Origin of the sequence: Streptomyces sp. NPDC093064 (genome assembly GCF_044754605.1) — a bacterium.
Lineage (GTDB): Bacteria > Actinomycetota > Actinomycetes > Streptomycetales > Streptomycetaceae > Streptomyces.
This window is the reverse complement of record NZ_JBIVPK010000004.1, coordinates 50365-76606: the sequence shown is the minus strand read 5'-3', so window position 1 is coordinate 76606 and position 26242 is coordinate 50365. Positions and strand designations below refer to the sequence as shown.

Sequence of the window (26242 nt, the reverse complement as noted above, 5' to 3'; positions counted from 1 at the left end):
CGCCAGGACGCTGCACAGGAACGGCCACGCCCAGAAGGCCCACCCCTCGCAACGCCGCCCTGAACCTGAACCCCGCCCTCTCCCCCCTCGGCGCCCGCACGGCACGCACGACCCTGAAGTGCCTGGAGACAGCCCGGTGAAGCACCTCCATCCACTCCCCGCCACCACGGCCGCCCTCGCCAGGACGCTGCACAGGAACGGCCACGCCCAGAAGGCCCACCCCTCGCAACGCCGCCCTGAACCTGAACCCCGCCCTCTCCCCCCTCGGCGCCCACACGGCGCGCACGGCCCTGAACTCCACGGAGACAGCCCGGTGAAGCACCTCCGCCCACTCCGCGCCGCCGCGGCCGCCCTCGCCGCGGCCTGCGCGCTCGTCCTCGTCCCGGCCGGCGCCGCGAGCGCGCACCCGCTCGGAAACTTCACCGTCAACCGCTACGACGGACTGGTCGCCACCCCCGGCGCGCTCCGCGTGGACCACGTCGAGGACCTCGCCGAGATCCCGGCGACCCAGGCCAAGCCGGACATCGAGCGGATCGGCCTGGCCGCGTGGGCCCGGCAGCGGTGCGAGAGGGCCGCGCGGGACAGCGCCGTCACGGTCGACGGACGCACGGTCGCGCTCACCGCGCACGGCAGCCACGCGCGCGTGCGCCCCGGCCAGGCGGGCCTCGACACCCTCCGGGTGGAGTGCGGGCTGAGCACACCGCTGCCCGAGGGGGCCACCGCCGCCGTCGGCTTCCGCGGCGCGGAGGCGTCCTCCGGGCCCGGCTGGCGGGAGATCACGGCGCGCGGCGACCGCATGACGCTCACCGCGTCCGATGTGCCGAGGACCTCCGTGTCGGGCGAACTGACCCGCTATCCGGCGCGGTTGCTGTCCTCCCCGGCCGACACCTCCACCGCGTCCCTGCGGGTGCGGCCTGGCGGCCCCGCGCTCGCCGACGACCGGCGCGACGCGCCCGCCGCCTCCGTGCTGCCCCGCGGCGCCGACCGCTGGACGCGGGCCCTGGACCGCCTGGTCGCCCGGCACGACCTCACCCTCGGCTTCGCCGCCCTCGCCCTGGTCGTCGCGGTCGGGCTCGGCGCCCTGCACGCCCTGGCCCCGGGCCACGGCAAGACCGTCATGGCGGCGATGGCGGCGGCGCGCGGCGGCCGGGCCCGCCCGAGGGACGTCCTGCCGCTGGCCGCCTCGGTGACCGTCACCCACACCCTCGGCGTCGTCGCCCTCGGGCTGCTGGTCGCGGCCGGCTCCGCGGCCGCGCCCTCGGTGATCGCCTGGCTGGGCGTCGCCGGCGGTGTCCTGGTCACCCTGGCGGGTGCCGGCCTCGTTCGCCGCGCCTGGCGCAACCGCGACCACGGTCACGGGCACGGGCATTCGCACAGCCACGATCACGCTCACGACCACTCCCACGGCCTGGAACACGCCCACGGCGGCCACACCCACACCCACCCCGCGGTCCCCACCCTCCGCGGCGCCCTGCTCCTCGGGTTCGCCGGCGGGCTCGTGCCCAGTCCGTCCGCCGTAGTGGTCCTGGTGGGCGCGGCGGCACTGGGGCAGGCCTGGTTCGGGCTGCTGCTCGTGGTGGCGTACGGCGTCGGGCTCGCCCTGACCCTCACCGCGGCCGGGATCGCCGTGGTGAAACTGGGCAGCGGTGTGAACCGGCTGCTGGACGGGCGCCCCGGCTGGACCGCGGGCCCGGCGGCGGCCCTGGTACACAGGACCGCGCCGCTCGGGTCGGCGTGCGTAGTCGTCGCCCTGGGGGCCGGGCTGATGCTCAAGGGGGCGGCAGCGGCACTGGGCTGAGCGATGGCCGAGGGGTCCCGCAGGCTCGGCCCGAGGGGCGGGCCGGCGCGGCGGAGACCCCGGCGGGCGGAGTCTCCGCTTCGGGCGCGAAGAGGGCCTGGTGGTGACGGTGGGTCAGGCCGCCTTGGTGAACACGGGGAGGTAGCCGCCGGAGTGGCCGGCCGCCGTCGGGTGGTAGGACTCGCCGATGCTGAGCCAGTTGACGCTGTGCAGCCAGGAGCTGCCGGAGCAGATCTCATGGCCGGTGAAGGTGGTGCGGACGTCGCCGAAGACGAAGCCGTGGTTGGCGGCGATCTTGGCGGTGGCGCCGTCGATGTAGTCGGCGGCGCCGTTGATGGCGGAGCGCTTGGCCTCGCTGAGGCCCAGGCAGAGCTGGCCGAGCAGGTAGAAGCGGGGGTAACCGATGACGACCACGCGCGCGTTGGGAGCCTTGGAGCGGATCGTCGAGTAAAGGTTGTTCAGCTTGCCGGGCAGCGTCGAGTCGACGTACGCCTTGGCGGTGTTGATGCGCGAGAGGCAGTCGCTGTCGGACTGGAGCACACAGGTCGTCATGACGTCGGAGAACCCGGCGTCGTTGCCGCCGACCGTGATCGAGACGAGGGTGGTGGCGGAGTTGAGCGGACCGAGCTGGTTGGCCAGTACGTCGTCGGTCCTGGCACCCGAACAGGCGGTGAAGGAGAACGACGACGGGGAGTGGGCCGCGTTCCACAGGTAGGGGTACGCGTTCGTGCTGCGGTTGCAGCTGCCGCTGGAGCTGATGTAGCTGCCGGCGCCCACCCCGGAGGAGTAGGAGTCGCCGAGGGCCACATACGGGCCGTTCGCTGCCAGTTGGGACGCCTGCGCCATCGTCGCCCCGGTCAGGGCGAAGCCGATGGTCAGGAGGAGGGAACCGATATAGGCGGAAATTCGGGAACTTCGTCTCATGGAACCTCCCTTTAGCAGGATCTCTGCCGTAACCGTCGTAGCAGCTACGCGTGTTGACAGGGAAGTGTCCATGCCAAAACTTTTCAGCGATCAACGAAATCCGCTGTGGCACAAGGGGCTTGGGAGGTCGGGAACCGGCCATTCGAACGGAGTTCGCAAGCAGGCGAGAACCCGTACGGGCGGCCTCCGCATCTTGACGGGCGCCGCGGGCTGCGCGACATTGAAGCCCGGCATCCGGCGCTTCGGGGGGCAAAGTCGCCAATGCAGACCATACGCATCAAGACAGCTTCAACACCGGGCAGTCAGCGGGCGCGGCCAGGGCCGGGGAGGGACCTGTCACCGCTGCTCGCGGGCGCCGCGACGGCAGTCGGGGGGATCGGTGCGCTGCTCGCGCTCACCGGCTCCGACTCCCCTCTGCGCGGCCCGTTGACGCTGTTCTTCCTGCTCGCGGCACCGGCCACGGCCATCGCCGCCGCGCTGCGCGGGCTGGATCCTTTCGGCCGCGTCCTCGCCTCGGTGGCGGGCGCGGTCGTCCTCGACATGCTGGTGGCCCAGGGGATGCTGGCCGTGCACCGATGGTCCGTCAGGGGCGGACTGCTGGCCGTCACCGCGTTCAGCTCCCTCGTTCTCCTGCTGGTTCTGGTGCGGCGGCAGCGCGGCCGTACAGCGAGAAGACAGGGCTCCTGACGTGGACATCAACGTGTACCGCCCCGGCGAGCTGAGCGCCGCCGACCGGGCGGCGTGGACCGCGATGCAGTCCAAGGCGCATCTGCACGGTGCGGAGGAACTGGCAAACCCCTTCCTGTCCCCCGAGTTCGCGCTCGCGGTGGGCCGGTGCAGACGCGGCGTGCGGATCGCGGTGGTCCGCGAGGACGGCGAGCCCGCCGCGTTCTTCCCGTTCCAGAGATCGGCGACCGGCGTAGGCCGGGCCGTCGGACTCGGCGTCTCCGACTGCCAGGGCCTGGTGCACCGGCCCGGCTTCACCTGGGACGCCCGTGAGCTGCTGCGGGCCTGCTCACTGGCCGTCTGGGAGTTCGACCACCTGGTGGCGGGCCAGGAGCCGTTCGAGGCGGGAGCCTCCGGCAGCTTCCCGTCCCCGGTCATGGACGTCGACCAGGGCTACGACACCTACGTGCGCGAACTGCGCGGCCGGTCGCCGAAGTTCACCCGGACCACGCTCGCCAAGGAGCGCAGGCTGGGCCGTGACACGGGCCCGGTGCGCTACGTCCACGACGAGCGCGACCCTGCCGCGCTGCGCAGACTGATGGCCTGGAAGTCCGCCCAGTACCGGCGGACCGGGCGCAGCGACCGCTTCGCGCACGAGTGGATCACCCGCCTGGTGACACAGCTGTTCCACACCCGCTCCGACCCCTTCGCGGGGATCCTGTCGGTGCTGTACGCGGACGGCCGGCCGGTCGCCGCCCACTTCGGGCTGCGCTCCGAACGGGTGCTGGCCTGCTGGTTCCCGGCCTACGACCCGGCGTACGCGAAGTTCTCCCCGGGACTGATCCTGCATCTGCGCATGGCCGAGGCGGCCGCCGCCGACGGCATCGCGTACCTGGATCTCGGCCGGGGACAGAAGGAGTACAAGGACTCCCTGAAGACGCGTGAACTCAACGTGTCCGAAGGATGGGTGACACGGCGTCACCCGGTGGCGGCCGGGCATCGGGCGCGCCGCGCCCCGGTCCGGGCGCTGCGCAACGCGGTGCTGTCGCGGCCGGAACTGTTCGAGCCCGCGGACAGGATCCTCAAACGCATGGGACAAATCCGTTCCAGGCGCTGAACAGTACGTACAGGGTTGCGTTACAGCAATTCCAACAAAAACGTGAGGCCTCGTTCCAGGTCTTGCCATACTGGTTCAATCATCAATACCGTCGTACATCTCACCCGCATCGGTCCGTCGGCAAGCGGCTCTAGGGGAGGGCTCAGGGCCGGGACGTTCCGGCGGGGAGCGCGGTAGGGGGGTGCCGTGCTCGGTGACCACAGATGTGACCGAGCCGTGCCGCGCGACCGGCTGCCGTTCTTCCGGCAGGCCGGGCAGCTTTGCCAGCTCACCCGGTGTGTTCGGAGAGCCGTTCCGGCGCGCCCCGGGTGATCAACCCCCCTTTCGAACCGGATACACAGCCGGGCCGCCCGAGGGGCGGGCGGTCCGCCGGACGAGAGGGAACACGACTCATGAGCTCCGTTCTGCGCTCGCCTTCGTCGGAACAGGATCCGACGCTCGCCGCGGAATACCGGCCCATTTCCTCGCACCTGGCCATCACACCGCCGGTGAGCGTGGTGATTCCCGCCATGAACGAGGCCGAGAATCTGCCCTACGTCTTCAAGACACTTCCGGACTGGATTCACGAAGTGGTCCTCGTGGACGGCAATTCCACCGACGACACCGTCGAAGTGGCCCGGGAACTGTGGCCCAAGGTGAAGGTCGTCGACCAGCGCGGCAAGGGCAAGGGGGATGCCCTGATCACCGGTTTCGAGGAGTGCACCGGCGACATCATCGTGATGGTCGACGCGGACGGCTCGGCCGACGGCGGCGAGATCGTCTCCTACGTCTCCGCCCTGGTCTCGGGCGCGGACTTCGCCAAGGGCTCCCGGTTCGCCAACGGCGGCGGCACCGACGACATGACCTTCATCCGCAAGCTCGGCAACCGGGCCCTGTGCGCCGTGGTCAACCGCAAGTTCGGCGCCCGCTACACCGACCTGTGCTACGGGTACAACGCGTTCTGGCGACACTGCCTGGACAAGATCGAGCTGGACTGCACCGGCTTCGAGGTCGAGACGCTCATGAACATCAGAGTGGTCAAGGCCGGACTGAAGGTGCAGGAGATCCCCAGCCACGAGTACCTGCGCATCCACGGCGCCAGCAATCTGCGCGCCGTGCGGGACGGGCTGCGGGTGCTGAAGGTGATCCTCAAGGAGCGCTCCAACCGGCGCGAGCTGCGCCGCCAGGGCCGCCAGTCCCGCCGGTCGCCGATGCTCGACGCGGTGCGGGGAGAGGCGTCTTGAGCGGTCTCGACATCTCCGTCGTGATCTGCGTCTACACCGAGGACCGCTGGGAGGACATCCTCGCGGCGGTCTCCTCGGTGCGGGCGCAGTCCCGGCCGGCCCTGGAGACCCTCCTGGTGGTGGACCACAACCCGGCACTGCTGGAGAGGCTGGCCGAGGAGTACAAGGAGTACCGGGACGGTGGCGAGGTGCGGGTGCTCGCCAACGCGGGCCCGCGCGGCCTGTCCGCCGGCCGCAACACGGGCATCGCCGCCTCCCGCGGCGAGATCGTCGCCTTCCTCGACGACGACGCCGTGGCCGAGCGGGACTGGCTGCGGCACTTCGCCGAGGGGTACGCGGACCCGCGGGTCATGGCCGTCGGCGGCCGGACGGTCCCGGTCTGGGCGGCGGGCCGCCGCCCGGCCTGGTTCCCGGAGGAGTTCGACTGGGTGGTGGGCTGCACCTACCGCGGCCTGCCGCCGGGCCGGGTCCGGGTGCGCAATGTGCTCGGCGGCAACGCCTCCTTCCGGCGTACGGCGTTCGACGCGGCGGGCGGTTTCGCCACCGGTATCGGCCGCGACGGCGACAAGCGCCCGCTGGGCTGCGAGGAGACGGAACTGTGCATCCGGCTCACCCGGTCCCGGCCGGACGCGGTCCTCCTGATCGACGACCGGGCGGTCATCCACCACCGGGTGCCCGAGGCGCGCGAGCACTTCCGCTACTTCCGCACCCGCGTCTACGCGGAGGGCCTGTCGAAGGCGCTGGTCGCGCGGAGTGTCGGCGCGCAGAAGGGCCTCGAGTCCGAGCGCCGGTACACCACCCGGGTGCTGCCCGCCGGGGTGGCCCGCGGGCTGCGGGACGCGCTGCTGGCCCGGCCGGGCGGCGCGGGCCGGGCCGGCGCGATCGTCGCCGGGGTGCTCACCGCCGCGGGCGGCTACGCCGTCGGCAGTGTCAGGGCCCGGCGGGGCGGCACAGAGTTCTCGGTGACCTCGGTGACCGGGATCGCGCACGCCCCGCAGGACGGGAGGACCGGGCAGACCCCGCGGAGCGGGGGAACCGGGCAGGACGAGGAGGGACGCACCGCATGAACGGCCGTACCAGCGCACCCGTGCCGGTGCTCATGTACCACGCGGTCGCGCCGGAGCCCAACGAGGCCACCCGCGAACTGTCCGTGACGCCCGAGGCGTTCGCGGAGCAGATGGCCGTGCTCAAGGACCGGGGCTTCCAGCCGGTCACTACGGCCCGGCTGGCCGAGCACTGGCGTGGCACGGGCCTGCCGCCGCTGCCCGCGAACCCCGTCCTGATCACCTTCGACGACGGCTACGAGGGCGTGCACCGCTACGCCCTGCCGACGCTGGACCACTACGGCTTCCCCGCCACGCTGTTCGTCTCCACGGGCTGGATCCGCGGCGCCCACGACACCGGCGGGGGCCTGGACACCATGCTCGACTGGGACCAGGTGCGCGAACTCGCGGCCGGCGGGGTCGAGATCGGCGGGCACAGCCACACCCACCCGCAGCTCGACCAGCTCGACGACGACACCCTGTGGTCGGAGCTGATCCGCTGCAAGGAGATCGTCGCCGGTGAACTGGGCACCGTGCCCGCCTCGTTCGCCTACCCCTACGGCTACTCCAGCCGCCGGGTGCGGGCCCGGGTGCGGGCGGCCGGCTTCACCCAGGCCCTCGCCGTCGGCAACGCCCTGGCCCGCCGACGGCAGGGCCCGTACGCGCTGCACCGGCTCACGGTGCGCCGCAGCACGACCACCGAGGAGTTCGAGCGGATCGTCCAGGGCCGCGCGATCACCAGGAACTTCGCCAGGGACCGCGCCCTCACCAAGGGCTACGCCATGGTCCGCAGAACCCGACAGGTCCGCCGGAAGGCCATCCGCACCCGTGTCTGACACGACCACCACCACCGAGGCATCGGCCACCGGGCCCGAGGCACCCGAGCAGCCGGGGCGCCGTCTGCGGCTGCCCGGACGGGGCCGGTCCTCCGGCGGCAACCCGCTGTTCCGCAACGCCTACGCACTGATGCTCAACACCGGGATCTCCGCGGTGCTGGGCCTCGGCTACTGGCTGGTCGCGGCCCGCTACTACTCCGACGACGCGGTCGGCCAGGGCTCGGCCGCCATCGCCGCCATGAAGCTCCTCGCCGGGCTGACCGCGGTCACGCTCACCGGGGCCCTGGCCCGCTTCATCCCGATCGCCGGCCGCGCCACCGGGCGTCTCATCGCCCGTACGTACGTGGGCAGTTCGCTGATCGTGGCGTGCGCGGCCGGGGTGTTCCTGCTCACCCTCGACATGTGGGGGCCGTCGTACCGCTTCCTGCACGGGCTCGCCCACGGCCTCGGCTTCGTCGTCGCCGTCATGGCGTGGAACCTGCTCACCCTCCAGGACGGGGTGCTGACCGGGCTGCGCAGCGCGCCCTGGGTCCCGGTGGGCAACACCGTGTTCTCGGCGGTGAAGCTGGCCCTGCTGGTGGGACTCGCCGTCGCGATCCCGACGACCGGCGTCTTCGTCTCCTGGGTCGCGGCGATCGCCTTCTCCATCGTGCCGCTGGGCTGGCTGGTGTTCCGGCGCCTGGTGCCCCGGCACATACGGGCGACCGAGGACCACGCCAGGCCGCCGACGGCGAAGGAACTCGGACGGTTCCTGGCGGGCGACTACACCGGCTCGCTGTTCTCCCTCGCGGTCGTCTACCTGGTGCCGGTGATCATCGCCGCGCAGGTCAGCTCCGCGGACAACGCGTACTTCTACATCACGACCACCATCGGCGGCACGGTCAACCTGCTCGCCATCAACATGGGTGCCTCGCTGACCGTCGAGGGGTCGCACGACCCGGCCCGGCTGGCCGCCAACACCCGCGCGGCGCTGAGGCGGATGGCCCGCATCATGCTGCCCATCTGCGGGCTGCTGTTCCTGCTGGCCCCGTACATCCTGCACGTCTTCGGTGAGGGCTACGCGCAAGCGGCCACCCCGCTGCTGCGCTGGTTCGCCGTCGGCGCGCTGCTGCGGGTCGTGATGGAGACGTACTTCGCGGTGCTGCGCGCCCAGAGCCGTACCGCCGGACTGGCCTGGCTCCAGGGCCTGTTGTGCGCGCTGGTGCTGGGTCTGACGCTGCTGCTGCTCCCCCGGATGGGGCTGACCGGCGCCGGCGTCGCGGAGATCTCCAGCCTCGCCGTGATCGTCGCGATCGCCGCGCCGAGGCTGTACCGGACCGTCAGGGCCGTGCCCGCCGCCGGCGTCCCCGACGACGCGGCACCCGACGGGGACCTCGCCGACCTGGGGGCGCGCGAGGTCCCCGCCGATACCGCACCGCACCGGCGGCCCGCCTGGGCAGTGGAGTCCGACACCCTCGCTCTGGGCATCCACGTCGACTTCGACCACGTGGAACGCCGGCCGGACGTACGGCCCGGACCGGGCACCCCGCCCGCCGGCACCGCCGCGGTGGACCCCGACCGGCCGCCGGCCGGGCCGCACGGACCGGAGGCGCTGGGGCTCCCGGTGGAGGAGCTGAAGCCGGTCTCGCCGGGACCGGCCGAGCGGGAGGTGGACGCCCCGTTCGGGACGGAGGAACGAGCCGTCGTACCGGACGGTCCCAACTCCACTGGAGAGCGAGCCGTCGTACCGGATGGTCCCAACTCCACCGGAGAGCGGGCCGCAGTACTTGACAGCCCGTACTCCACCGGTGAGCAGGCCGTCGTGCCGGAGGCGCACTTCGCGGCCGGGGGCCTGGACGTCGTGCCGAAGGTGGGGACCTCGCCGCGGGAGGCCGCGGCGGAGGAGGACCTTCTCGCCCGGAGCGGGACCGAACCGTCCTGGCGGGAACGTCTCGCGCCCACCCGGGCCGGCGTCCTGCTCGGTTGTCTGCTGACCACGGCACTGCTGCTGTACTGGGTGCCCGCGCTGCGCCTGGACGACTCCGACCTGGACCGGATGGGCGGCCTCGGCCTCGTCTCGGTGCTGCCGCCGCCGACCCTGGCCGGCGCCGCGCTGCTGATCGGGGTGTTCGCCGCGCTGCTGTGGCTGCGCCGCGAACACCGGGCGCTGCTGCTGGTCACCCTGGTCGCCACGGTCGTATCCCTGCACGCGCTGCCCGCGGTGATCGAGAGCGAGCCGCGCTTCGCCACCGCCTGGCAGCACCTCGGCTTCATCGACTTCATCGACCGCACCGGATCGGCCGTGCCGGACCTGGACGCGCGGTGGAGCTGGCCCGGGTTCTTCGCGGTGGCCGCCTTCGTCGCCCGCGCGTGCGGTCTGAGCGACTTCACCGAGGTCATCCGCTGGTGGCCGCTGACCGTCCAACTGCTGTACCTGCCCCCCATGTTCCTGCTGACCCGCTCGCTGCGGGCGAGCTGGCGGGCCAGGTGGACCGGCGTGTGGATCTTCGTGCTCAGCGGCTGGGTGGGCCAGGACTACTTCTCCCCGCAGGGCTTCACCTATCTGCTGTACCTGGCCTTCGTGGCGATCCTCCTCGTCTGGTTCCGGTCGCCGCGGATGCTGTGGACCAAGGCCCGGCCGGGCGAGGCGGAGGTGGAGCCGGCCGACCGGCGGCAGCGGGCCGTGCTGCTCCTGGTGGTGATCGGCCTGTTCGCCGCCAGCGTCCCGGCGCACCAGCTCACCCCGTTCGTGATGCTGGGCGTGCTGGCCGTACTCGTCCTGGTCCGCAGATCCGAACTGCGCGGCCTACCTGTGCTGTTCGCGGTGCTGGCGGCGTTCTGGCTGGGCTTCATGGCCGAGCCGTACTGGTCCGGGCACTTCGACGAGCTGTTCGGCGGGATCGGCGGGGTCGGCAGCAACGTCTCGACGTCCGTCTCGGGCCGGATCCAGGGCGGCGACTCGACCCACCAACTGGTGCTGTACACGCGCGTGCTGCTGGCCGGCTCCGTGATGGCCCTCGCCTGCTGGGGCTGGTGGCGGCGGCGCGAGCACAAGTACCGCGAGCGGTCGCTGCCGGTGCTCACCTTCGTGCCGTTCCTCGGCTTCGGCATGCAGTCCTACGGCGGCGAGATGGCCCTGCGGGTCTTCATGTTCGCCCTGCCCGGGGCCGCCCTGCTCGCCGCGCTCGCGCTCTTCCCGCGCACCGGCGCCACCGCGGAGGAACGGGACAAGGACCGGGTGAGCCTGGCGCCGCTGGCCGCGCTGATGGCGGGCCTGCTGCTCATGGGCGGCTTCCTGGTCGCCCGGTGGGGCAACGAGACCTTCGAGCGGATCCGGCCCGGCGAGGTCGCGGCCATGGACTATGTGTACGCCCACGACAAACCGACGGTACGGCTGCTGTGGCTGAGCAACGACCCGGCCACCAACGTCACTCCGGCCATGCCGTGGGGCGCGCGGGACATGGAGCGCGTCGACTACGTGCCCACCCTGGCGCCGACCGACCCGGTGCTGGTCTCCGGCCTGGTCAAGTCGCTGAAGGACGCGGGTCCGAACGCGTACCTGATGATCAACCGCAGTCAGGTGACGTATCTGCGGATGGACGTGGGCTACTCGGCCGCCTGGGAGTCGCGGCTCGTGCGCCACCTCGACGACCGGCAGGAGTTGAGGAAGGTCCTCGGCAACGACGACGTGACCCTGTACGAGCTGCGCGACCAGCCCTCCGGTCCCGTGCCCGAGCCGGATCCGGGGCCGATCGGGCCGAGGGTGACGTGGACGCCGTGGTCGGTGGTAGGCGGAGTCGCGGCGCTGGCGCTGACCGTGATGCTGACGGCGCGGGAGGTCGTCAGGGTCGCGATGCGGCCCAGTGTGCGCCGGTTGCGGTGGCTCCAGGGCAGCTTCTGGTTCTCGCTGCCGCTGCTGGCGGTGCTGTTCGCCTCGCTGGTGCAGCGGTTCCTGACCATGGGAGGCGGCTGAGCGGACGGCGGGTGAAATGGCTCCGGCGGGCTACCGCTGGAGCCACTTCACCTCGTACGCCTTCATGTCGAAGCGCCTGCCGTCGATCTGCGCGCTGATCGTGCGGTTCAGGGTGTTGACCACCAGGACCGTCCGGTCGTCGGCCAGGACGCGCACGTTGGGCACGTCGTCCGGGGCGACGGACACCGTCCGGTACCCGGTCCCCGGCGGGAACGCCCGGTTGAAGCGGGAGACCAGGTCGTACATGGGCAGCTCCCGGCCGCCGCCGGAGGCGTCGGTCGGGGTCCACAGGCAGCCGGGGCAGTCGCCCGTGCGGTTCTCCGGATTCCAGTAGAAGCCGGTGGAGGCGCCGCCCTTGGCCATGGCGATCAGGCCGGCGGCCTGCACGGCGACGCGGTGCGGTTCGGACCAGTCCTTGCGGTCGTCGTTGCGGTCGGCGGGCTCGACGTAGTACTCGGCCCACCACAGCGGCAGGCCGCCCGTCTGCCGCCGCACCCACCGGCCGACGTCCGTCAGCTTGTCGGTGGCGCGGAACTCGTCGGGCAGCAGGTCGTCGTCCTTGGTGTAACTGGAGCCGTCCACGACGACGAAGTCGGCGCCCGCCTTGTGCTGGTTCCAGTAGGCGAAGGCGTCCAGGACCCGCTGGTCCAAGGCTCCCCAGGGGCCCCGCAGGACGGTGGAGGCGTCCTGCTTCTGCCGCGGGTCGACGCTGTCCATGACCAGGTACGGTCCCCCCACCATGATCTTGGGGTCGACCTGCTTGAGCGCCTTGTGAACCAGGTTGTAGAGCTCGGTGTAGCCCTCGTAGTCCCAGCGGCCCTCGGCGTTGTTCCAGAAGCCCTTGAACTCGTTCCAGACGATGAAGTGGCGTACGTCCGGATAGCGTTTGGCGACGGTCGCGGCGAGTGCGGCGTAGTCCTTGTAGTGGTCGCGGGTCGGCGCGGTCTCCAGGGCGTCCTGGCTCCAGTCGGTGTTGTCCACGCCGGCCCGGCCGCCCTTCATCCAGTCGGGCGCGCAGCACAGCGTGATCACCGGAGTGCCGCCCGAGGCACGGACGAAGTCGATCCGCCGGTCCAGCGCCTCGAAGTCGTAACGCCCCTTGACCGGCTCGGGGTTGTCGGCGCCCCAGCCCATGATCGCCTGGTTCTGCGGCAGGCCGCCGTCCTGCGACAGCAGCGCCCCGACCCGGCCGGTCGCGGCCGCGCCGCCCTCGTCGGCGCTGAACTGGGTGTGGGTGAAGCCCCAGCCGACGTCCGGCTCGTCCGCGGTCCGCGGGGTCGCCGGTGTCCCGTGCACCTTGTCGCCTTGGCGTGTGGTGCCCTCGGTGCTCGCGCCGCCGGGCAGCGTGCTCAGCAGGGCCACGACCAGGGCCACGCCCGTCACTCCCACGCCGAGCAGCGCGGTGAGCCGCCACCGCCCCGCCTCCGGATTCCCCCCATGACGTCTCATCAAGGACAACAGTAAGGGCGGAAATCATCCGCGGGACAGGGTTCCGGCAGGCTCGGCCCACGACGGGCTCCGTCCGGGCGCCGGCACGGGACGCGCGGGGGAAACCGGGTGCGCACGGCGCCCGCGTGACAGATCATGGCGGCATGTCCGCGAACCCACACGACGCTCTGCCGATCCGGCTCACCGTCGACGACTCCGACTCGCCGTCCGACGTCGTCGACGCGCTGTTCCTCGGCCGCTTCGCGACGGGCGAGCAGCCGTACTCGCACGCGGCGAACATCGACCGCGTGCGCCCCGGCGCCACCCTGCTGCCCAAGGACGCCCGGGTGCTGCGCGCGGCCCGCGACGACGACCGCAGCGCGACCCTCGCCGAGGGCGAGGGCTGGACGCTGCTGGTCTCCCGGTGGAACCGGGGCGCCGACGTCACGGTCACCGCGACCAGCGCCGAGCTGGCCGCGAAGATGCTGGAGCAGGCGACGAACGGCGCCGCGGACGAACCGGAGCCGCAGCCGGAGAACGTGACGATGGGCTTCTGGTACGTCTCGCCCCGGCGCGGCCCGCACCGCACCACCCGGCAGATCGCGGCGGGCACCTGGGACGAGCTCCGGCCCAACTACACCGCTCCGGTCGCGGACGCCATGGACCGGCTGATGAAGACGACCCCCGAGGACGTCGCGGGCCGGCTGCTCCTGCTGCACGGCCCGCCGGGCACGGGCAAGACCTCGGCGCTGCGGACCCTGGCCCGGTCCTGGCGCGACTGGTGCCAGGTGGACTGCGTGCTGGACCCGGAGCGGCTGTTCAGCGACGTCGGCTACCTCATGGACATCGCCATCGGCGAGGAGGACGCGGCGGGCAAGGGGCGCTGGCGGCTGCTCCTGCTGGAGGACTGCGACGAGCTGATCCGCGGCGAGGCCAAGCACACCGCGGGCCAGGCGCTGTCCCGGCTGCTGAACCTCACCGACGGTCTGCTCGGCCAGGGGCGCAACGTGCTGGTCGGGGTGACGACCAACGAGGACCTGGAGCGCCTGCACCCGGCCGTGGTCCGCCCGGGCCGGTGCCTGGCCCGTATCGAGGTGGGCCGGCTGACCCGCCGGGAGGCGGTGGACTGGCTGGGCACCGAGGAAGGGGTGAGCCGCGACGGGGCGACCCTCGCCGAGCTGTACGCGCTGCGGCGGGGCACGTCGCCGACGGCGCTGCCGGAGCCGCGCGAGGGGGCCGACGCGGGTCTGTACCTGTGACGGGTCCCCGTGCGGGAACCGGTGCTTTGATGGGCATATGACCCTGTTCGTCGGGACGTCGGGCTGGCAGTACAAGGACTGGCGGGGCGTGCTGTACCCGCAGGGGTGCCCCACGCGGCTGTGGCTGGAGGAGTACGCCGCCGTCTTCGCCACCCTGGAGGTCAACAACGCCTTCTACCGGCTGCCCGCGCGGGAGACCTTCGAGGCCTGGCGGGAGCGCGTTCCGGCGGACTTCGTGGTCGCGGTGAAGGCGAGCCGGTACCTCACCCACATCAAGCGGCTGAAGGACCCCGAGGAGCCGGTGCACCGCCTGATGACGCACGCGGCGGGCCTCGGCGACCGGCTGGGCCCGGTACTGCTCCAGCTCCCGCCGACCCTGCGCGCCGATCCGGAACTGCTGGACGCCTGCCTGGCGTGCTTCCCGTCCGGCACCCGGGTCGCGGTCGAGCCGCGCCACGAGTCGTGGTGGACGCCGCGGGTGCGCGAGGTCCTCCGGGCCCGGGGCGCCGCCCTGTGCTGGGCCGACGCCTACGCCCGCCCGGTCACGCCCCTGTGGCGGACGGCCGGCTGGGGGTACGTCCGCTTCCACGTGGGCCGCGCCCGGGCCTGGCCGCACTACGGCCGGCGGTCGCTGGAGACCTGGGTCGACCGGATCGCCACGACCTGGCCGGGCGAGCGCGACGTGTACGCCTACTTCAACAACGACCCGACGGGGGCGGCGGTCCAGGACGCGGTGGTGTTCGCACGGGCGGCCAGGAGCGCGGGCCTGGCGGTGACCCGCACTCCGGCGCTCACGGGTGACCGGCAGAAGGTCCCGCCGGGCCGGTGACTTTGCGGGGCCGCCGCTCCCCTACCGCCCCTCGTAGGCCGCCCGCAGGGCGTCCCGCACGGCGGCGAGCGCGTCGTCCTCGGTGAGACCGAGCCGTCGCACCCGCTCGGCGTACGCCTGGGCGGCGGCCGCGGCCTCCCGCGCCGCCGCCGAGTCCGCGGCGGCGACGAACGTGCCGTTGCGCCCGCGCGTCTCGATCACGCCGTCCGCCTCCAGTGCCCGGTAGGCCTTGGCGACCGTGTTCGCCGCGAGCCCGAGCGACTCGGCCAGCCCGCGCACCGTGGGCAGCCGGTACCCCACCGGCAGCGCCCCCGACCGCGCCTGCTCGGAGATCTGCGCCCGCACCTGCTCGTAGGGAGGTGCGCCGTCCTCGATGTGGATCTTCAAGGTCACGGGGTGATTGTCCCGCACCCGCACGCGTACGGCCCAGCGGAAAATGGGAGGCACCCCGCCCGGTCTCCGCCGTAGCGTGCCCCTCCATGACCGTGATCATCCGTGACCTCCGCCCCGACGCGCGGGCCGACCTCGAGGGCTTCGCCCGCGTCCGGCACGTCGCGCTGCCGTTCATACTGTTCACCCCCGACTCGCTCGTCCACGACCTCACCCACCTGCACCCCGACACCCACTACCGGCCGCTGGTCGCCGTGGAGGACGGCGAGGTGATCGGCACCGCGCAGGTGCACCTGTCCCACGAGAGCACCGAACCCGGCCAGGGCAACATCAACGTGTACGTGCATCCCGAGCACACCCGCCGCGGCGCCGCCACCCTCCTCGTACGGGCCGCCGAGGAACATCTGGCCGCGCACGGGGCGACCAGGCTGTACTCCTGGGTCCTGGACGAGCCGGGCAACCGCGCCTTCGCCGAGCGGCACGGCTACCGCGCGAGCCGAAGCGCGCACTTCCTCCGCCTGGACCTGGCGAACGGCACGCTCCCACCGCTCCAGGACCCGCCCCCGGGCGTGGAGCTGCGCCGGGGCTCGGACTACGCCGACGACCCGCGCCCCCTGTTCGAGCTGGACGCGGAGACCGCGGAGGACGAACCCGGCGACGTGGACTACGAACTCACCGACTACGCGGCCTGGCTGGCCGAGACCTGGCGGCACCCGCTGTTCAGCCCCGAGCTGACGTCGGTGGCGGTGGTCGACGGCCGACCCGCGGCCTTCACCGCGGCCCGTACGGACGGCGGCACCCGGTACTCCACCGCCATGACGGGCACCGCCCGCGCCTTCCGCGGCCGGGGCCTGGCCAAGCTCGCCAAGAACGACTCGCTGCACCGCGCCCGGGCCGCCGGGTACACGGAGGCGTTCACGGGCAACGACACCGGCAACGCGCCGATGATCGCGATCAACGAGTGGTTCGGGTACGCGGTCTGCGGGACGGAGGTGCGCCATGTCCGCGAACTCGGCTGAGGCCGGCGGCCGGCCGTCGGCGCCGGCAGAGGTGGACGTCGTCCTCGTCAAGGGCGGCCGCACCAAGATCCGCTACCGGGGCGTGCTCGTGTCCGACGACGGCACGCGCCTCACCGTCCGGGCCGCATGGGCGGGCGAAGGGGTCCGCGACTTCGGCTTCGTACGCTTCGAACCGGGCGACGTCTTCACCGAGCACTACTGGCGGGACCGCTGGTACTCGGTGAAGGAGGTCCGCGATGCCGGAGGCGCGCTGAAGGGCTGGTACTGCGACGTCACCCGCCCCGCCACCCGCTCCGGCATGGACCTCGTCGTCGAGGACCTCGACCTGGACCTGTGGCGCTCCGCCGACGGCACGGACATACGGCGCCTGGACGAGGACGAATTCGCGGCGAGCGGCCTGGCGCGCACCGACCCCGGGGCCGCGGCCGCCGCCCTGGCCGCCCTCGACGAACTGGAGGGACTGGCCCGCGAGGACGGCTTCGAGGCCCTGCTGTCCTGATTCCCGCACCGGCTCGCGCGGGCTCAGTTCGAGGCCACCACCGCGTACCGCTCGTCGTCCACCTCCCGGCCCCACAGCCGCGCGTCCGCCGACAGCGGCTCCAGGTGAATGTGGGAGGCGAGTGGCCGCAGAAGCATGGTCAGCCGGTCCGGGGGTATGCCGACCGGGGTGAGCGTGCCCCAGACACCCTCGATCAGGACGAGCCGGCCGTCCGGCCGCAGCAGCCCCTGCCAGTGGCGCAGCGCGCGGGCCGGGTCGGGCAGTGTCCACAGGACGTGCCGGACCAGGACGGCGTCGAAGCGCTGCCCGCCCACCGGCGGGTTCGCCGCGTCACCGGCCAGGAACACCGCGTCGTGGCCGGCGAGCTTCGCCCGGGCCCGCTCCACCATCGCCGGGGACAGGTCGACGCCGGTCACCCGGTGCCCCTGCTCGGCCGCGAGGAGCGACAGGCTGCCGGTGCCGCAGCCGAGGTCGAGGATCTCGGCGGGGTGTCCGGGCAGCCAGCCGCGCAGCCGTTCGGCCCAGGCGGCGCGCACCCCCGGGTCGCGCAGCCCGTGATCCGGCTCCTCGTCGAAGACGGCGGCCTGGGCGTCCCAGTCCACCCCGCCCCGGACCGCCCCGTCACCGTCGGTCGTCGTATGCGCACTCATGCACCCCAGAGTGACACCCGCCACTGACAACCGAATCGTGACGGCCGCCACAGACAGACCCGCACCGATAAGCGACTCTCGCCCGAAAGGTCCTACCTCCGCACGAAGACGGACCGGGTAGGCCTCGAAGGAGGCAGCCATGCGCCGAGTGACAGTGCAGAAGCCCCTGAGGAAGACGGACACCCGCCGCGTCCGCGAGGAAGCCGACGAGCGTCCCGCCGGGCGGCCCGAGGTCCGCAAGGACATCGCGCGCACGTGGTGGCCGGACACATGACCGGCGGCCGGGCGATAAGACGTCAGACCAGCCGCTTGCGGTAGTGGACGCGGTCGTAGGGCCCGTCCACACGGCGCTCGACGACCTCGTAGCCGAACCGCGGATAGATCCGCTGGTTCTCCCACATCAGCGCGTTCGTGTAGAGCCTGACCTCGGGCAGGCCCAGCGCACGCGCGCGCGTGTCCACGAACTCCAGCAGCCGCCGCCCCACCCCCGTGCCGTGCGCGTCGGGGTGGACGGCGATGCTGTCGAGGAAGAGATGGTCCGCGCGCGCCTCGATCACGACGAGCCCCGTCACCGGGCCCCCTTCGGGCTCACGGACGACGAACACCTTCCCCGCCGCCACGTCCGCCCCGTGGTCCGCCTCCATGGGCGCCGGGACGACTCCGATGCGCTCGATGTAGGGGCGGTAGGCCGCGTCGGTCACCGCCTTCACGGCCGGCACGTCGGCGGCGGACGCCGCCCTGATCCCCTTGCCCACCATGCCCTGCGCGCCCCCTGTCCGGTCCCTGCCCGATGCCCCACCTGAGCGCAGCCTCAGCGCTCCCTTAACGTGAGCATAAGGATCTCCCCGCACCGCCTCCAACCCGTGTTTTCGCGGTGCGTTGCGACTAGCTTCTGATCACCCCCACGGGATCCGTCCCCCTCACGGGATCCGTCCCACCGTGTCAGAACAACCGCCCCGAGGAGTTCCCCCGATGCCCGTACGCCGTACGGCCGCTGCTTCCGCCGCCCTCGGCCTGGCCCCGCTGGCCCTGACCGCGCTCGCCGCGGCGCCCGCGGCCGCGCACGGGTCCATGGGCGACCCGGTCAGCCGGGTGGCCCAGTGCTACGCGGAGGGGCCGGAGAGCCCGAAGTCGGCGGCTTGCAAGGCGGCCGTCGCGGCGGGCGGCACCCAGGCGCTGTACGACTGGAACGGCATACGGATCGGCGACGCGGGCGGCCGCCACCGGGAGCTGATCCCGGACGGCAGGCTGTGCAGCGCCGGCAACGAGGAGTTCAAGGGCCTGGACCTGCCTCGCGCGGACTGGCCCGCGACGGGCGTGCACGGCGGCGCGTACACCTTCAGGTACCGCGTGACCGCCCCGCACAAGGGCACCTTCACGGTCTACCTCACCAAGCCCGGCTACGACCCGGCCAAGTCGCCGGCCTGGGACGACCTCGATCTGGCGCATCCCGTGGCGACGGCCACCGACCCGGTCGCCGCGGACGGCTTCTACACGTTCTCCGGCACGCTGCCCGAACGCTCGGGCAGGCATCTGCTGTACGCGGTGTGGCAGCGCTCGGACAGCCCGGAGGCCTTCTACTCCTGCTCGGACGTCACCTTCGGCGGCGGGAGCGGTGGCGGCGCGTCCGGCGGCTCCGCCCCGGCGCCGGCCGCCTCCGCGCCGACCGAGCGGCAGATCGAGGACGGTTCCGGCAGGTCGTCGGCCGAGCACCACGGCCACGGGGACGACGACGCCCGGACCACGACGGACCCGGTGGCGCCCGCGTCGGCGGACCCGGCCGCGAGCCCGGCATCGCATCCGGCGTCGGACCCGGCCGTGCGGTCGGCCGGGGACACGGCCGCGGCGGACCGCGCCGCGCAGGCCGCCGCCGACGAGCCGAACCGGCCGCGGGCCGCCGGCAGCCCGGTGAACCTGGCCGAGACCGGCGGCGACGACCGCACCCCGTACCTCGCGGTCGGCGGCGCGGCCGCCCTGGCGCTCGGCTCGGCCGCCCTGTTCGCCTCGGTCCGCCGGCGCGCCGCGGCCGGCGGCGGGCGAGGCCGCTGACGCGGCCCGTTGAACGCGGGGCCTGTCCGGCGGCTCAGGCCGGGCAGGCCCCGAGCCACGTCAACTGAAGACCGACGCGCAGGTGGTGGCGGTGGCGTGCGCCGGGTCGAGCGCGTTGGCCACCTCGTGGAAGGCGATGCGGTCGATCGTGCCGATCGTCACGTGCTCGGACAGGTCGACCGCGCACAGGTCCTGCAACAGGACGTTACGCACGTCGGGGCCGGTCAGGTACTGGCTGCGCCACGGCGTGACCACCTCGTCGTACTTGGTGGCGATGACCGTGTAGCGCACGCCGGGAACGGTGTCGCCGCCCTCGTTGAGCTTGGCGAGGAAGGCGGACCCGGCGATCTGGTCGGCGAGACCGGGGGTGGCGGTCTTGAGCAGGTCGCCCGCGCCCGGGAAGTAGGGCAGGAGGTTGGTGAGGCCGCTGAGGGTGGTGCCGTGGTTGTCGGGTGCAATACCGACGAGGGCGTTCACCTTGGCGGCTCCGCCGAGGAACTTCAGGTAGTAGCGGGGCATCATCCCGCCCTGTGAGTGACCGACAAGGTCGGCCTTGGCGGCGCCGGTCGCGGCGAGCACCTTGTCGACGAAGGCGGACAACTGCTCGGCCGACTTGTCGATGGAGCCGAGGCCGTAGAAGAGCGGGACGCCCGGCAACTGGCCGTAGTCGAGGGAGAAGACGCAGTACCCGCGGTCCTTCAGGTACGGCGCGAGGGACAGCCAGTTGTCGATGGAGTTGCCGAAGGTGCCGTGGACGAGGACGACGGGGAGGGGGTGGGCGGCGGAGGGCTTGCAGCCGTAGTCGTTCCACCCCCTGCTGGGAGCACTGGCCGCATGAGCGGTGGCGGCGGGGGCGGTGGCGAGGGCGGCGGCCAGCAGCAGGGCGGCGAGTGGTCTGAGGGCGCGCTTGAAGGGCAGCATCGGGTGATCTCCTTGCGGCTCAAGGGAGGTGCGACGGCACTACGCCCTGTGATCCGGATCACGGGATGCTGTTCACTCGTCAAGTTACGGACGAGTAGTACAACTGTGAAGTTACGCGTCAGTAAAAACTTCGGGCGATGTCCGGCTACGACCGAGGGCCGTGATGTAATGCCCCTGACGAACTGTCACCAAGTGGGCCGGATCGGACCGTGCGGCGCGAGGCGCGCCAACTGCCCCCACAGCGCGCGCACTTCACCCTCGCCGATCACCTCGCCCCACGCCCGCACGGCGTCGGCGGCCGACTCCTCCGCCGCGCGGGTACAGGCCCGGCCGCGCTCGGTCAGCACGATCAGACGGGCCCGCGCGTCCTCAGGATGCGGCAGGCGCTCCGCGTATCCCTTGCGCACGATCTCGTCGACGAGCTGACTGGCGGCCTGCTTGGTGACCCCCAGATGGGCGGCCAGCTCGGTGACCGTCGCCCCGTCCGCGGCCAGCCGCGCGAATGCGAAGCCGTGCGCCGGCCGGAGCCCCTCGAAGCCGCGGGCGACGACGCCGTCATGGATGCGCTGGGTCAGCTCGCCGGCGACGGCCAGCAGGGCGGCGGACAGGGCCATGGCTTCGGAGTTCTGCACGGAGGCATTGAAACACCCTTGACGAAATGGTCAAGCAGATTGACTATATAGTTCCCGCTTGGTCAAGCAGCTTGACCATTGGTTTCGAGGAGGCACCCATGCCCGTCGTCCGCCCGTCCGACGCCGTGACCCACGAGATCCACGGCGCCCGCTTCGTCTCGTACGCCACCCCGCAGACCGGGTCCAGGCAACTGTGCGCCTGGCGCGGCGAGATCCCCGCCGGCACCAGGGCCCCGGCCCACACCGTCACCCACGAGGAGATCCTCCACCTGCTCGACGGCGAACTCCTGATCACGCTCGACGACCGCACCGAGCGCGTCGTCGCGGGCGACACGGTGATCATCAACGCCGGTGCGACGCTCACCGTGGAGAACCCCGCGGACCGCACCGCGGTCTCCTGGGTCACCACGTCCATCGGCCTTCAGGCCCGCCTTGCGGACGGCACGGTGCTCACTCCGCCGTGGGCCAACTGACCGCGTGCCGAAGGGAGTCACGCGGCCAGCGTGCCCGGCATCACCGCCCGCGGGCCGAACCGGGCTCGCGCGCGGTCCGCGACCTCCTCGATACGGCGGACCTTCTCGTCGACGGGGTCGAAGGTGAGCTGGTGGGAGGCGTGTTCGGCGGACCCGAGGCCCTCGGCGCGCAGGGCGAGCGCGCGGACCCGGGCGCGCTGGAGCCCCAGGGCCTCGTACAGGGCGTACGCGACTCCGGTCAACGCGGCCGAGTGCGCGGTCGGTTCGGCCAGCGTGCGGCTGCGGGTGGTGCCGGAGCAATCGGCGTAGCGCACGGTGAGGGTCAGGGTGCGGCAGACCTTGCCCAGGGCGCGCAGCCGGGAGCCCAGTTCCCCGGCGGCCGACAGCAGCGCCCTGCGGTGCCGGTCGGGGTCCAGTTCGTCCCGGTCGAAGGGGCATTCCGCCGCGAGCGACCTGGAGATGGCGTTCGGTACGACCCGGCTCCGGTCGACGCCGTTCGCCTTCTCATGGAGTTCACGGCCGGACTTGGCGCCGACCAGGCGCTGGAGGGTCGGCAGGGGCGCGGCGGCGACCCGGCCCAGGGTGTCGAGGCCGTACTCGTCCAGGGTGCGGGCCGTCGCCGCGCCGACGCCGGGCAGCGCGGTGACGGGCCGCTCGGCCAGGAACCCCGCCACGGCGTCCGGTTCGCCGGGCACCGCGCACGTGAGTCCGGGCCGGGCGTCGCGCAGGGCCATGCGGGCCAGCATCGGGCCCGGCCCGGCGCCGATCACGCAGTCCACACCGTGCAGCGCGAGGGCGCGGACCCGGATCACCGACGCCAGCTCGACCGCGTCGCGCCCGAAGTACCGTTCGGCGCCCCGCAGATCGGCCAGCGCCCCGTCCGGCGGCAGCGCCTCGACGACCGGGGTGAACTCCTCGAGGAGCCCGAGCAGCCCCGGCAGGGCGGCCTCGTACATCGGCGGCAGCTGGAAACGTACGCAGAGAACCGTCATCCCGCACTCCCTGGACTCTGATGCCACAACTTCCTTCCACCCGGCGGGCCTTCGCCCGCGGGACGCAGATCGGCCCAGGGGTGCATCTCGTACCCCGTGGACATGCGGATCGTCCGGCCGTGCGCGGGGGCGCCGTCGGCGGGCTCCTCCGGTGCCGGTTCGGCCAGGCGCGCCGCCACTTCGCCGAGTCCGCCCTCGGCGCGCAGTTCGGCGAGTTCGGCCAGGTTCCAGGCGGCGGCGCCCACCACGCTGAGGCTGCGCGGACCGCGCCGCTGCACCACACCGCGCACCAGCAGCAGCCAGGAGTGGAAGACGGTGTGCGCGCAGGCGTCGTGGGAGTCGTCGAAGAAGGCGAGGTCGACCAGGCCGGTGCCGTCGTCCAGCGTGGTGAAGATGACCCGTTTGCCGGACCGGACCGGCGGGGTCTGGGTGGCCGCCTTGGCGCCCGCGACCAGTACCGTCTCGCCGTGCCGGGCCTCGCGCAGCCGGCGCGCCGGGACCACGCCCAGTTCGTCGAGGAACTCCCGGTGGTCGTCCATCAGGTTCCGCGAGACGTCCATGGACAGCACGCCCAGCTCGGCGCTGAGCCGTTCGGCGTCGGACAGGCCGGGGAGCCCGGCCGCGGCCGTCTCCCTCCCGCCGGCCAGCGGCAGTTGGCCGCCGCCCGCGCCGCGGGCGCCGCGATGCAGCTCGGTCAGGTGCAGTTGCAGATCGCGGCGGTTGGCGCCGAACGCGTCCAGCGCGCCCACCTGGGCGAGCCGGGCGGCGACCGGACGGCTGGGCCGGGCCCGTTCCCAGAAGTCGAGCAGCGAGGCGTAGGGCTGTCCGTCCGCGATCCGAGCCGCCTCGGCCTCGCTGATGCCGTACACGTCGGAGAGAGCCAGCCGAAGTCCCCACATACCGGAAGAACCAGGCTTCGGCTCAGACACCAGTTCGATACGATGGGCGACTCCCGACCTGTTCACGTCCAACGGCAGGATCGGCACCCCGCGCCGTCGCGCGTCCGCCAGCAGCAGCCGCTTCGGGTACATCCCGGGGTCGTGCGTGAGCAGCCCGGCGTAGAAGGCAGCCGGGTGATGGGCCTTCAGCCACGCCGACTGGTACGTCGGCACGGCGAAGGCGACCGCGTGCGCCTTGCAGAAGCCGTAGGAGCCGAACGCCTCGACGACCTCCCAGGTACGGTGAATCGTTTCCGCGTCGTACCCCTTCGCCGCCGCGTGCTGCGCGAACCACACCTTGATCCGCCCCTGCGACTCCGGGTCGGACAGCCCGCGCCGCACCCGGTCCGCCTCGTCGCGTCCGCAGCCGGTCATGAGGTGCAGGATGTGGATGATCTGCTCGTGGAAGACGACGACCCCGTACGTCTCCTCCAGCGGTTCCCGGAGGTCGGGGTGCGGATAGCGCACCGGCGCCCGCCCGTGCCGGGCCTCGATGAACGGACGCACCATGTCGGCGGCGACCGGACCGGGCCGGAACAGGGAGATGTCGACGACCAGGTCGTGGAACGTGGCCGGCTGGAGGCGCCCGACCAGGTCGCGCTGGCCCGGGGACTCGATCTGGAAGCAGCCGAGGGTCTCGGCGGAGCGGATGAGCCGGTACGTCGCCGGGTCGCCGTCCGGCAGGGAGTCCAGGTCGATCCGCTCCCCCGTGGTCCGCTCCACCTCCGCGACCGCGTGCGCCATCGCCGACTGCATCCGCACGCCCAGCACGTCCAGCTTGAGCAGCCCGAGGTCCTCCACGTCGTCCTTGTCGAACTGGGACATGGGGAAGCCCTCGCCGCTGGTGGGCACGATCGGTGTGCGGGACGGCAGGGAGGCGTCGGAGAGCAGGACCCCGCAGGGGTGCATGGCGACCCCGCGCGGAAGGGCGTCCAGGGCCTCGACCAGCTCCCACAGCCTGCCGTACCTGTCCCGCTCCCCCGCCAGCGCCCTGAGTTCGGGCAGTTCGTCGAGTGCCGCGCGGGCGTCGCGGGCGCGGATGTGGGGGAAGGACTTGGCGATGCGGTCGATGTCGGCGGGGTCCATGGACAGGGCCGCCCCGACATCGCGGATGGCGTGCCGTACGCGGTACGTCTCCGGCATGGCCACGGTCGCGACCCGCTCGGTGCCGAACCGGCCGATGATCTCGCGGTAGACCTCCAGCCGGCGTGCGGACTCCACGTCGATGTCGATGTCGGGCAGGGCCGTGCGCCGCTTGGACAGGAAGCGCTCCATCAGCAGCCCGTGCTCGACCGGGTCGGCGTGGGCGATGCCGAGGAGGTGGTTGACGAGGGAGCCGGCGCCGGAGCCGCGGGCGGCGACCCGGATGCCCATCTTCCGTACGTCGTCGACGACTTGGGCGACAGTGAGGAAGTAGGTGGCGAAGCCGTGGTGGGCAATGATGTCCAGCTCCCGGTGCATCCGCTCCCAGTAGTCCCGGCGGCCGGCGTAGCCGTGCAGCACCATGCCCGCCGCCGCCCGGGAGGCGAGTACGCGCTGGGCGGTGCGGCGGCCGGCGCCGACGAGGTGCGGCTCGGGGAAGTGGACGGTGCCCAGGCCGAGGTCGTCCTCGGGGTCGACCAGGCACTCGGCGGCCGTCGTCCGGGTCTGCTCCAGCAGGCGGTGGGCGGCCTCGGTGCGGAAGCCGGCGGCCTCCACGATCCGCTCGGCCGCGCGCAGCATGGCGTCCGGCTCCTTCAGCCAGGCCTCGCCGGAGTCCAGCTCCTTGGCCGGGTCGATGGGGACGAGCCGGCGGGCGGCGTCCAGCACGTCGGCGACCGGGCCCTGACCCGGGTCGGCGTACCGGACGGCGTTGCTGAGCACGGGCCGGATCCGCTGCTCGGCGGCGAAGCCGACGGTGCGTGCGGCCAGGCGCAGCGAGCCGGGTCCGGTGCCCGTGCGGCCGTGCCAGACCGCCTCCAGGCGCAGGGCGTCGCCGTAGGTCTCACGCCAGGGCACGAGGAGTCTGGCGGCCTGGTCGGGGCGGCCGGCGGCGAGGGCGCGGCCGACGTCGGAGTCGGGCCCGAGCAGAACGGTCAGGCCGTCGGCATGGTTGCCGGGCCAGGGCAGCAGCGGGGTGCCCGGAGACGGGGGTCCCCCCTGTTCGCGCGCGGCCGTGAGCCCGGAGTGGGCGGCGGTGACCAGGCGGCACAGATCGGCCCAGCCGCGGGCGCCGGCGCGGGCGAGGAAGGTGGCGCGGGGAGCCGACTCGTCGACGAAGGCGCCTCCGCGCACCGGGGTGCGGCGCCGGTCCCGCCGTACGGGCTCCGCGGTCTCCACCGCCAGCTCCACACCGAACAGCGGGCGGACGCCCGCCGCGGCGCAGGCCTTGGCGAAGCGGACCGAGCCGGCCAGGGTGTCGCGGTCGGTGAGCGCGAGCGCGTCCATGCCCCGTTCCGCGGCGCGTTCGGCCAGCCGCTCCGGGTGCGAGGCGCCGTAGCGCAGGGAGAACCCGGAGGCGGTGTGCAGATGCGTGAAGTCCGGCATCCGCACCTCCCGCACTCGTGAGCCGTGACCGCCCTCGAACATCAGTTCCTATCTCTCTCACCCCCACCATAAACCAAT

Annotated in this window: 23 protein-coding genes; 14 read left to right on the top strand and 9 right to left on the bottom strand. The window is 72.8% G+C overall.

Annotated features, from left to right (window positions below; genetic code table 11):
* Nucleotides 1-313 precede the first annotated feature (313 nt).
* A complete protein-coding gene (locus ACIQFZ_RS06790) occupies nucleotides 314-1798 on the top strand; it encodes a nickel transporter (protein ID WP_402690771.1) in 1485 nt (494 codons plus the stop codon).
* Between the two features lie 114 nt (nucleotides 1799-1912).
* Here ACIQFZ_RS06790 and ACIQFZ_RS06785 read toward each other — a convergent pair whose 3' ends face one another.
* Entirely contained in the window at nucleotides 1913-2722 is an 810-nt protein-coding gene (locus ACIQFZ_RS06785; protein ID WP_383059433.1) for an SGNH/GDSL hydrolase family protein, read from the bottom strand.
* 261 nt (nucleotides 2723-2983) lie between these two features.
* On the opposite strand from ACIQFZ_RS06785, the gene ACIQFZ_RS06780 reads away from it, so the two are divergent.
* The 6 genes from ACIQFZ_RS06780 (at nucleotide 2984) to ACIQFZ_RS06755 (ending at nucleotide 11559) form a co-directional block, all read left to right on the top strand.
* A complete protein-coding gene (locus ACIQFZ_RS06780) occupies nucleotides 2984-3409 on the top strand; it encodes a hypothetical protein (protein WP_402690770.1) in 426 nt (141 codons plus the stop codon).
* A 1-nt stretch (nucleotide 3410) separates the two neighbouring features.
* Nucleotides 3411-4505 (top strand): GNAT family N-acetyltransferase, encoded by a 1095-nt coding sequence (locus ACIQFZ_RS06775; protein WP_383059436.1) that lies wholly within the window; start codon nucleotides 3411-3413, stop codon nucleotides 4503-4505.
* Nucleotides 4506-4897: 392 nt separating this feature from the next.
* The gene (locus tag ACIQFZ_RS06770) at nucleotides 4898-5728 is read left to right on the top strand and encodes a glycosyltransferase family 2 protein (protein ID WP_376651716.1); all 831 of its coding nucleotides are present in this window, start codon (nucleotides 4898-4900) and stop codon (nucleotides 5726-5728) included.
* Nucleotides 5725-6795, top strand: coding sequence for a glycosyltransferase family 2 protein (locus ACIQFZ_RS06765; RefSeq protein WP_402690769.1), 1071 nt, complete (start codon nucleotides 5725-5727; stop codon nucleotides 6793-6795). Before ACIQFZ_RS06770 ends, ACIQFZ_RS06765 begins: the two co-directional genes overlap by 4 nt.
* The gene (locus tag ACIQFZ_RS06760; RefSeq protein ID WP_365421016.1) at nucleotides 6792-7607 is read left to right on the top strand and encodes a polysaccharide deacetylase family protein; all 816 of its coding nucleotides are present in this window, start codon (nucleotides 6792-6794) and stop codon (nucleotides 7605-7607) included. The genes ACIQFZ_RS06765 and ACIQFZ_RS06760 overlap by 4 nt, the downstream gene beginning before the upstream one ends.
* A complete protein-coding gene (locus ACIQFZ_RS06755; protein WP_402690768.1) occupies nucleotides 7600-11559 on the top strand; it encodes a lipopolysaccharide biosynthesis protein in 3960 nt (1319 codons plus the stop codon). Before ACIQFZ_RS06760 ends, ACIQFZ_RS06755 begins: the two co-directional genes overlap by 8 nt.
* A gap of 30 nt (nucleotides 11560-11589) precedes the next feature.
* On the opposite strand, the gene ACIQFZ_RS06750 is transcribed toward ACIQFZ_RS06755, so the two are convergent.
* Nucleotides 11590-13008: a GH39 family glycosyl hydrolase gene (locus ACIQFZ_RS06750; protein ID WP_365774396.1), complete on the bottom strand. Its 1419-nt coding sequence runs from the start codon at nucleotides 13006-13008 to the stop codon at nucleotides 11590-11592.
* Between the two features lie 143 nt (nucleotides 13009-13151).
* On the opposite strand from ACIQFZ_RS06750, the gene ACIQFZ_RS06745 reads away from it, so the two are divergent.
* Nucleotides 13152-14246, top strand: coding sequence for a DUF5925 domain-containing protein (locus ACIQFZ_RS06745; protein WP_402690767.1), 1095 nt, complete (start codon nucleotides 13152-13154; stop codon nucleotides 14244-14246).
* A 37-nt stretch (nucleotides 14247-14283) separates the two neighbouring features.
* Nucleotides 14284-15075, top strand: a complete 792-nt coding sequence (locus tag ACIQFZ_RS06740) for a DUF72 domain-containing protein (protein WP_383059441.1) — start codon at nucleotides 14284-14286, stop codon at nucleotides 15073-15075.
* A gap of 21 nt (nucleotides 15076-15096) precedes the next feature.
* Here the strand turns inward: ACIQFZ_RS06740 and ACIQFZ_RS06735 are convergent, their stop codons facing one another.
* Nucleotides 15097-15468: a GntR family transcriptional regulator gene (locus tag ACIQFZ_RS06735; protein ID WP_361416556.1), complete on the bottom strand. Its 372-nt coding sequence runs from the start codon at nucleotides 15466-15468 to the stop codon at nucleotides 15097-15099.
* Between the two features lie 86 nt (nucleotides 15469-15554).
* Here ACIQFZ_RS06735 and ACIQFZ_RS06730 point away from each other — a divergent pair, with 86 nt between their 5' ends.
* Complete coding sequence (locus ACIQFZ_RS06730) at nucleotides 15555-16484, top strand: GNAT family N-acetyltransferase (RefSeq protein WP_383059442.1); 930 nt, start codon at nucleotides 15555-15557, stop codon at nucleotides 16482-16484.
* Entirely contained in the window at nucleotides 16465-16983 is a 519-nt protein-coding gene (locus ACIQFZ_RS06725) for a DUF402 domain-containing protein (protein ID WP_383059444.1), read from the top strand. The genes ACIQFZ_RS06730 and ACIQFZ_RS06725 overlap by 20 nt, the downstream gene beginning before the upstream one ends.
* 23 nt (nucleotides 16984-17006) lie before the next feature.
* Here the strand turns inward: ACIQFZ_RS06725 and ACIQFZ_RS06720 are convergent, their stop codons facing one another.
* Nucleotides 17007-17633, bottom strand: coding sequence for a class I SAM-dependent methyltransferase (locus ACIQFZ_RS06720; RefSeq protein ID WP_365435608.1), 627 nt, complete (start codon nucleotides 17631-17633; stop codon nucleotides 17007-17009).
* A 139-nt stretch (nucleotides 17634-17772) separates the two neighbouring features.
* On the opposite strand from ACIQFZ_RS06720, the gene ACIQFZ_RS06715 reads away from it, so the two are divergent.
* Nucleotides 17773-17907 carry a hypothetical protein gene (locus ACIQFZ_RS06715; protein WP_361416568.1) on the top strand — a complete coding sequence of 45 codons (135 nt, stop codon included), beginning with the start codon at nucleotides 17773-17775 and terminating at the stop codon, nucleotides 17905-17907.
* A 22-nt stretch (nucleotides 17908-17929) separates the two neighbouring features.
* Here ACIQFZ_RS06715 and ACIQFZ_RS06710 read toward each other — a convergent pair whose 3' ends face one another.
* Entirely contained in the window at nucleotides 17930-18391 is a 462-nt protein-coding gene (locus ACIQFZ_RS06710) for a GNAT family N-acetyltransferase (protein WP_365435605.1), read from the bottom strand.
* Nucleotides 18392-18605: 214 nt separating this feature from the next.
* On the opposite strand from ACIQFZ_RS06710, the gene ACIQFZ_RS06705 reads away from it, so the two are divergent.
* Nucleotides 18606-19682, top strand: coding sequence for a lytic polysaccharide monooxygenase (locus tag ACIQFZ_RS06705; protein WP_402690766.1), 1077 nt, complete (start codon nucleotides 18606-18608; stop codon nucleotides 19680-19682).
* A 60-nt stretch (nucleotides 19683-19742) separates the two neighbouring features.
* Here the strand turns inward: ACIQFZ_RS06705 and ACIQFZ_RS06700 are convergent, their stop codons facing one another.
* Complete coding sequence (locus tag ACIQFZ_RS06700) at nucleotides 19743-20603, bottom strand: esterase/lipase family protein (RefSeq protein ID WP_402690765.1); 861 nt, start codon at nucleotides 20601-20603, stop codon at nucleotides 19743-19745.
* 185 nt (nucleotides 20604-20788) lie between these two features.
* Entirely contained in the window at nucleotides 20789-21235 is a 447-nt protein-coding gene (locus ACIQFZ_RS06695; protein WP_376651724.1) for a MarR family winged helix-turn-helix transcriptional regulator, read from the bottom strand.
* A gap of 98 nt (nucleotides 21236-21333) precedes the next feature.
* Here ACIQFZ_RS06695 and ACIQFZ_RS06690 point away from each other — a divergent pair, with 98 nt between their 5' ends.
* Complete coding sequence (locus ACIQFZ_RS06690) at nucleotides 21334-21708, top strand: cupin domain-containing protein (RefSeq protein ID WP_365434113.1); 375 nt, start codon at nucleotides 21334-21336, stop codon at nucleotides 21706-21708.
* A gap of 17 nt (nucleotides 21709-21725) precedes the next feature.
* On the opposite strand, the gene ACIQFZ_RS06685 is transcribed toward ACIQFZ_RS06690, so the two are convergent.
* Together ACIQFZ_RS06685 and ACIQFZ_RS06680 are read right to left on the bottom strand one after the other, a co-directional pair.
* Nucleotides 21726-22700, bottom strand: a complete 975-nt coding sequence (locus tag ACIQFZ_RS06685; RefSeq protein ID WP_383059447.1) for a DNA polymerase thumb domain-containing protein — start codon at nucleotides 22698-22700, stop codon at nucleotides 21726-21728.
* On the bottom strand, nucleotides 22697-26164 hold the full coding sequence (locus tag ACIQFZ_RS06680) for a DNA polymerase III subunit alpha (RefSeq protein ID WP_402690764.1): 3468 nt from the start codon (nucleotides 26162-26164) through the stop codon (nucleotides 22697-22699). The genes ACIQFZ_RS06685 and ACIQFZ_RS06680 overlap by 4 nt, the downstream gene beginning before the upstream one ends.
* Nucleotides 26165-26242: the final 78 nt, after the last annotated feature.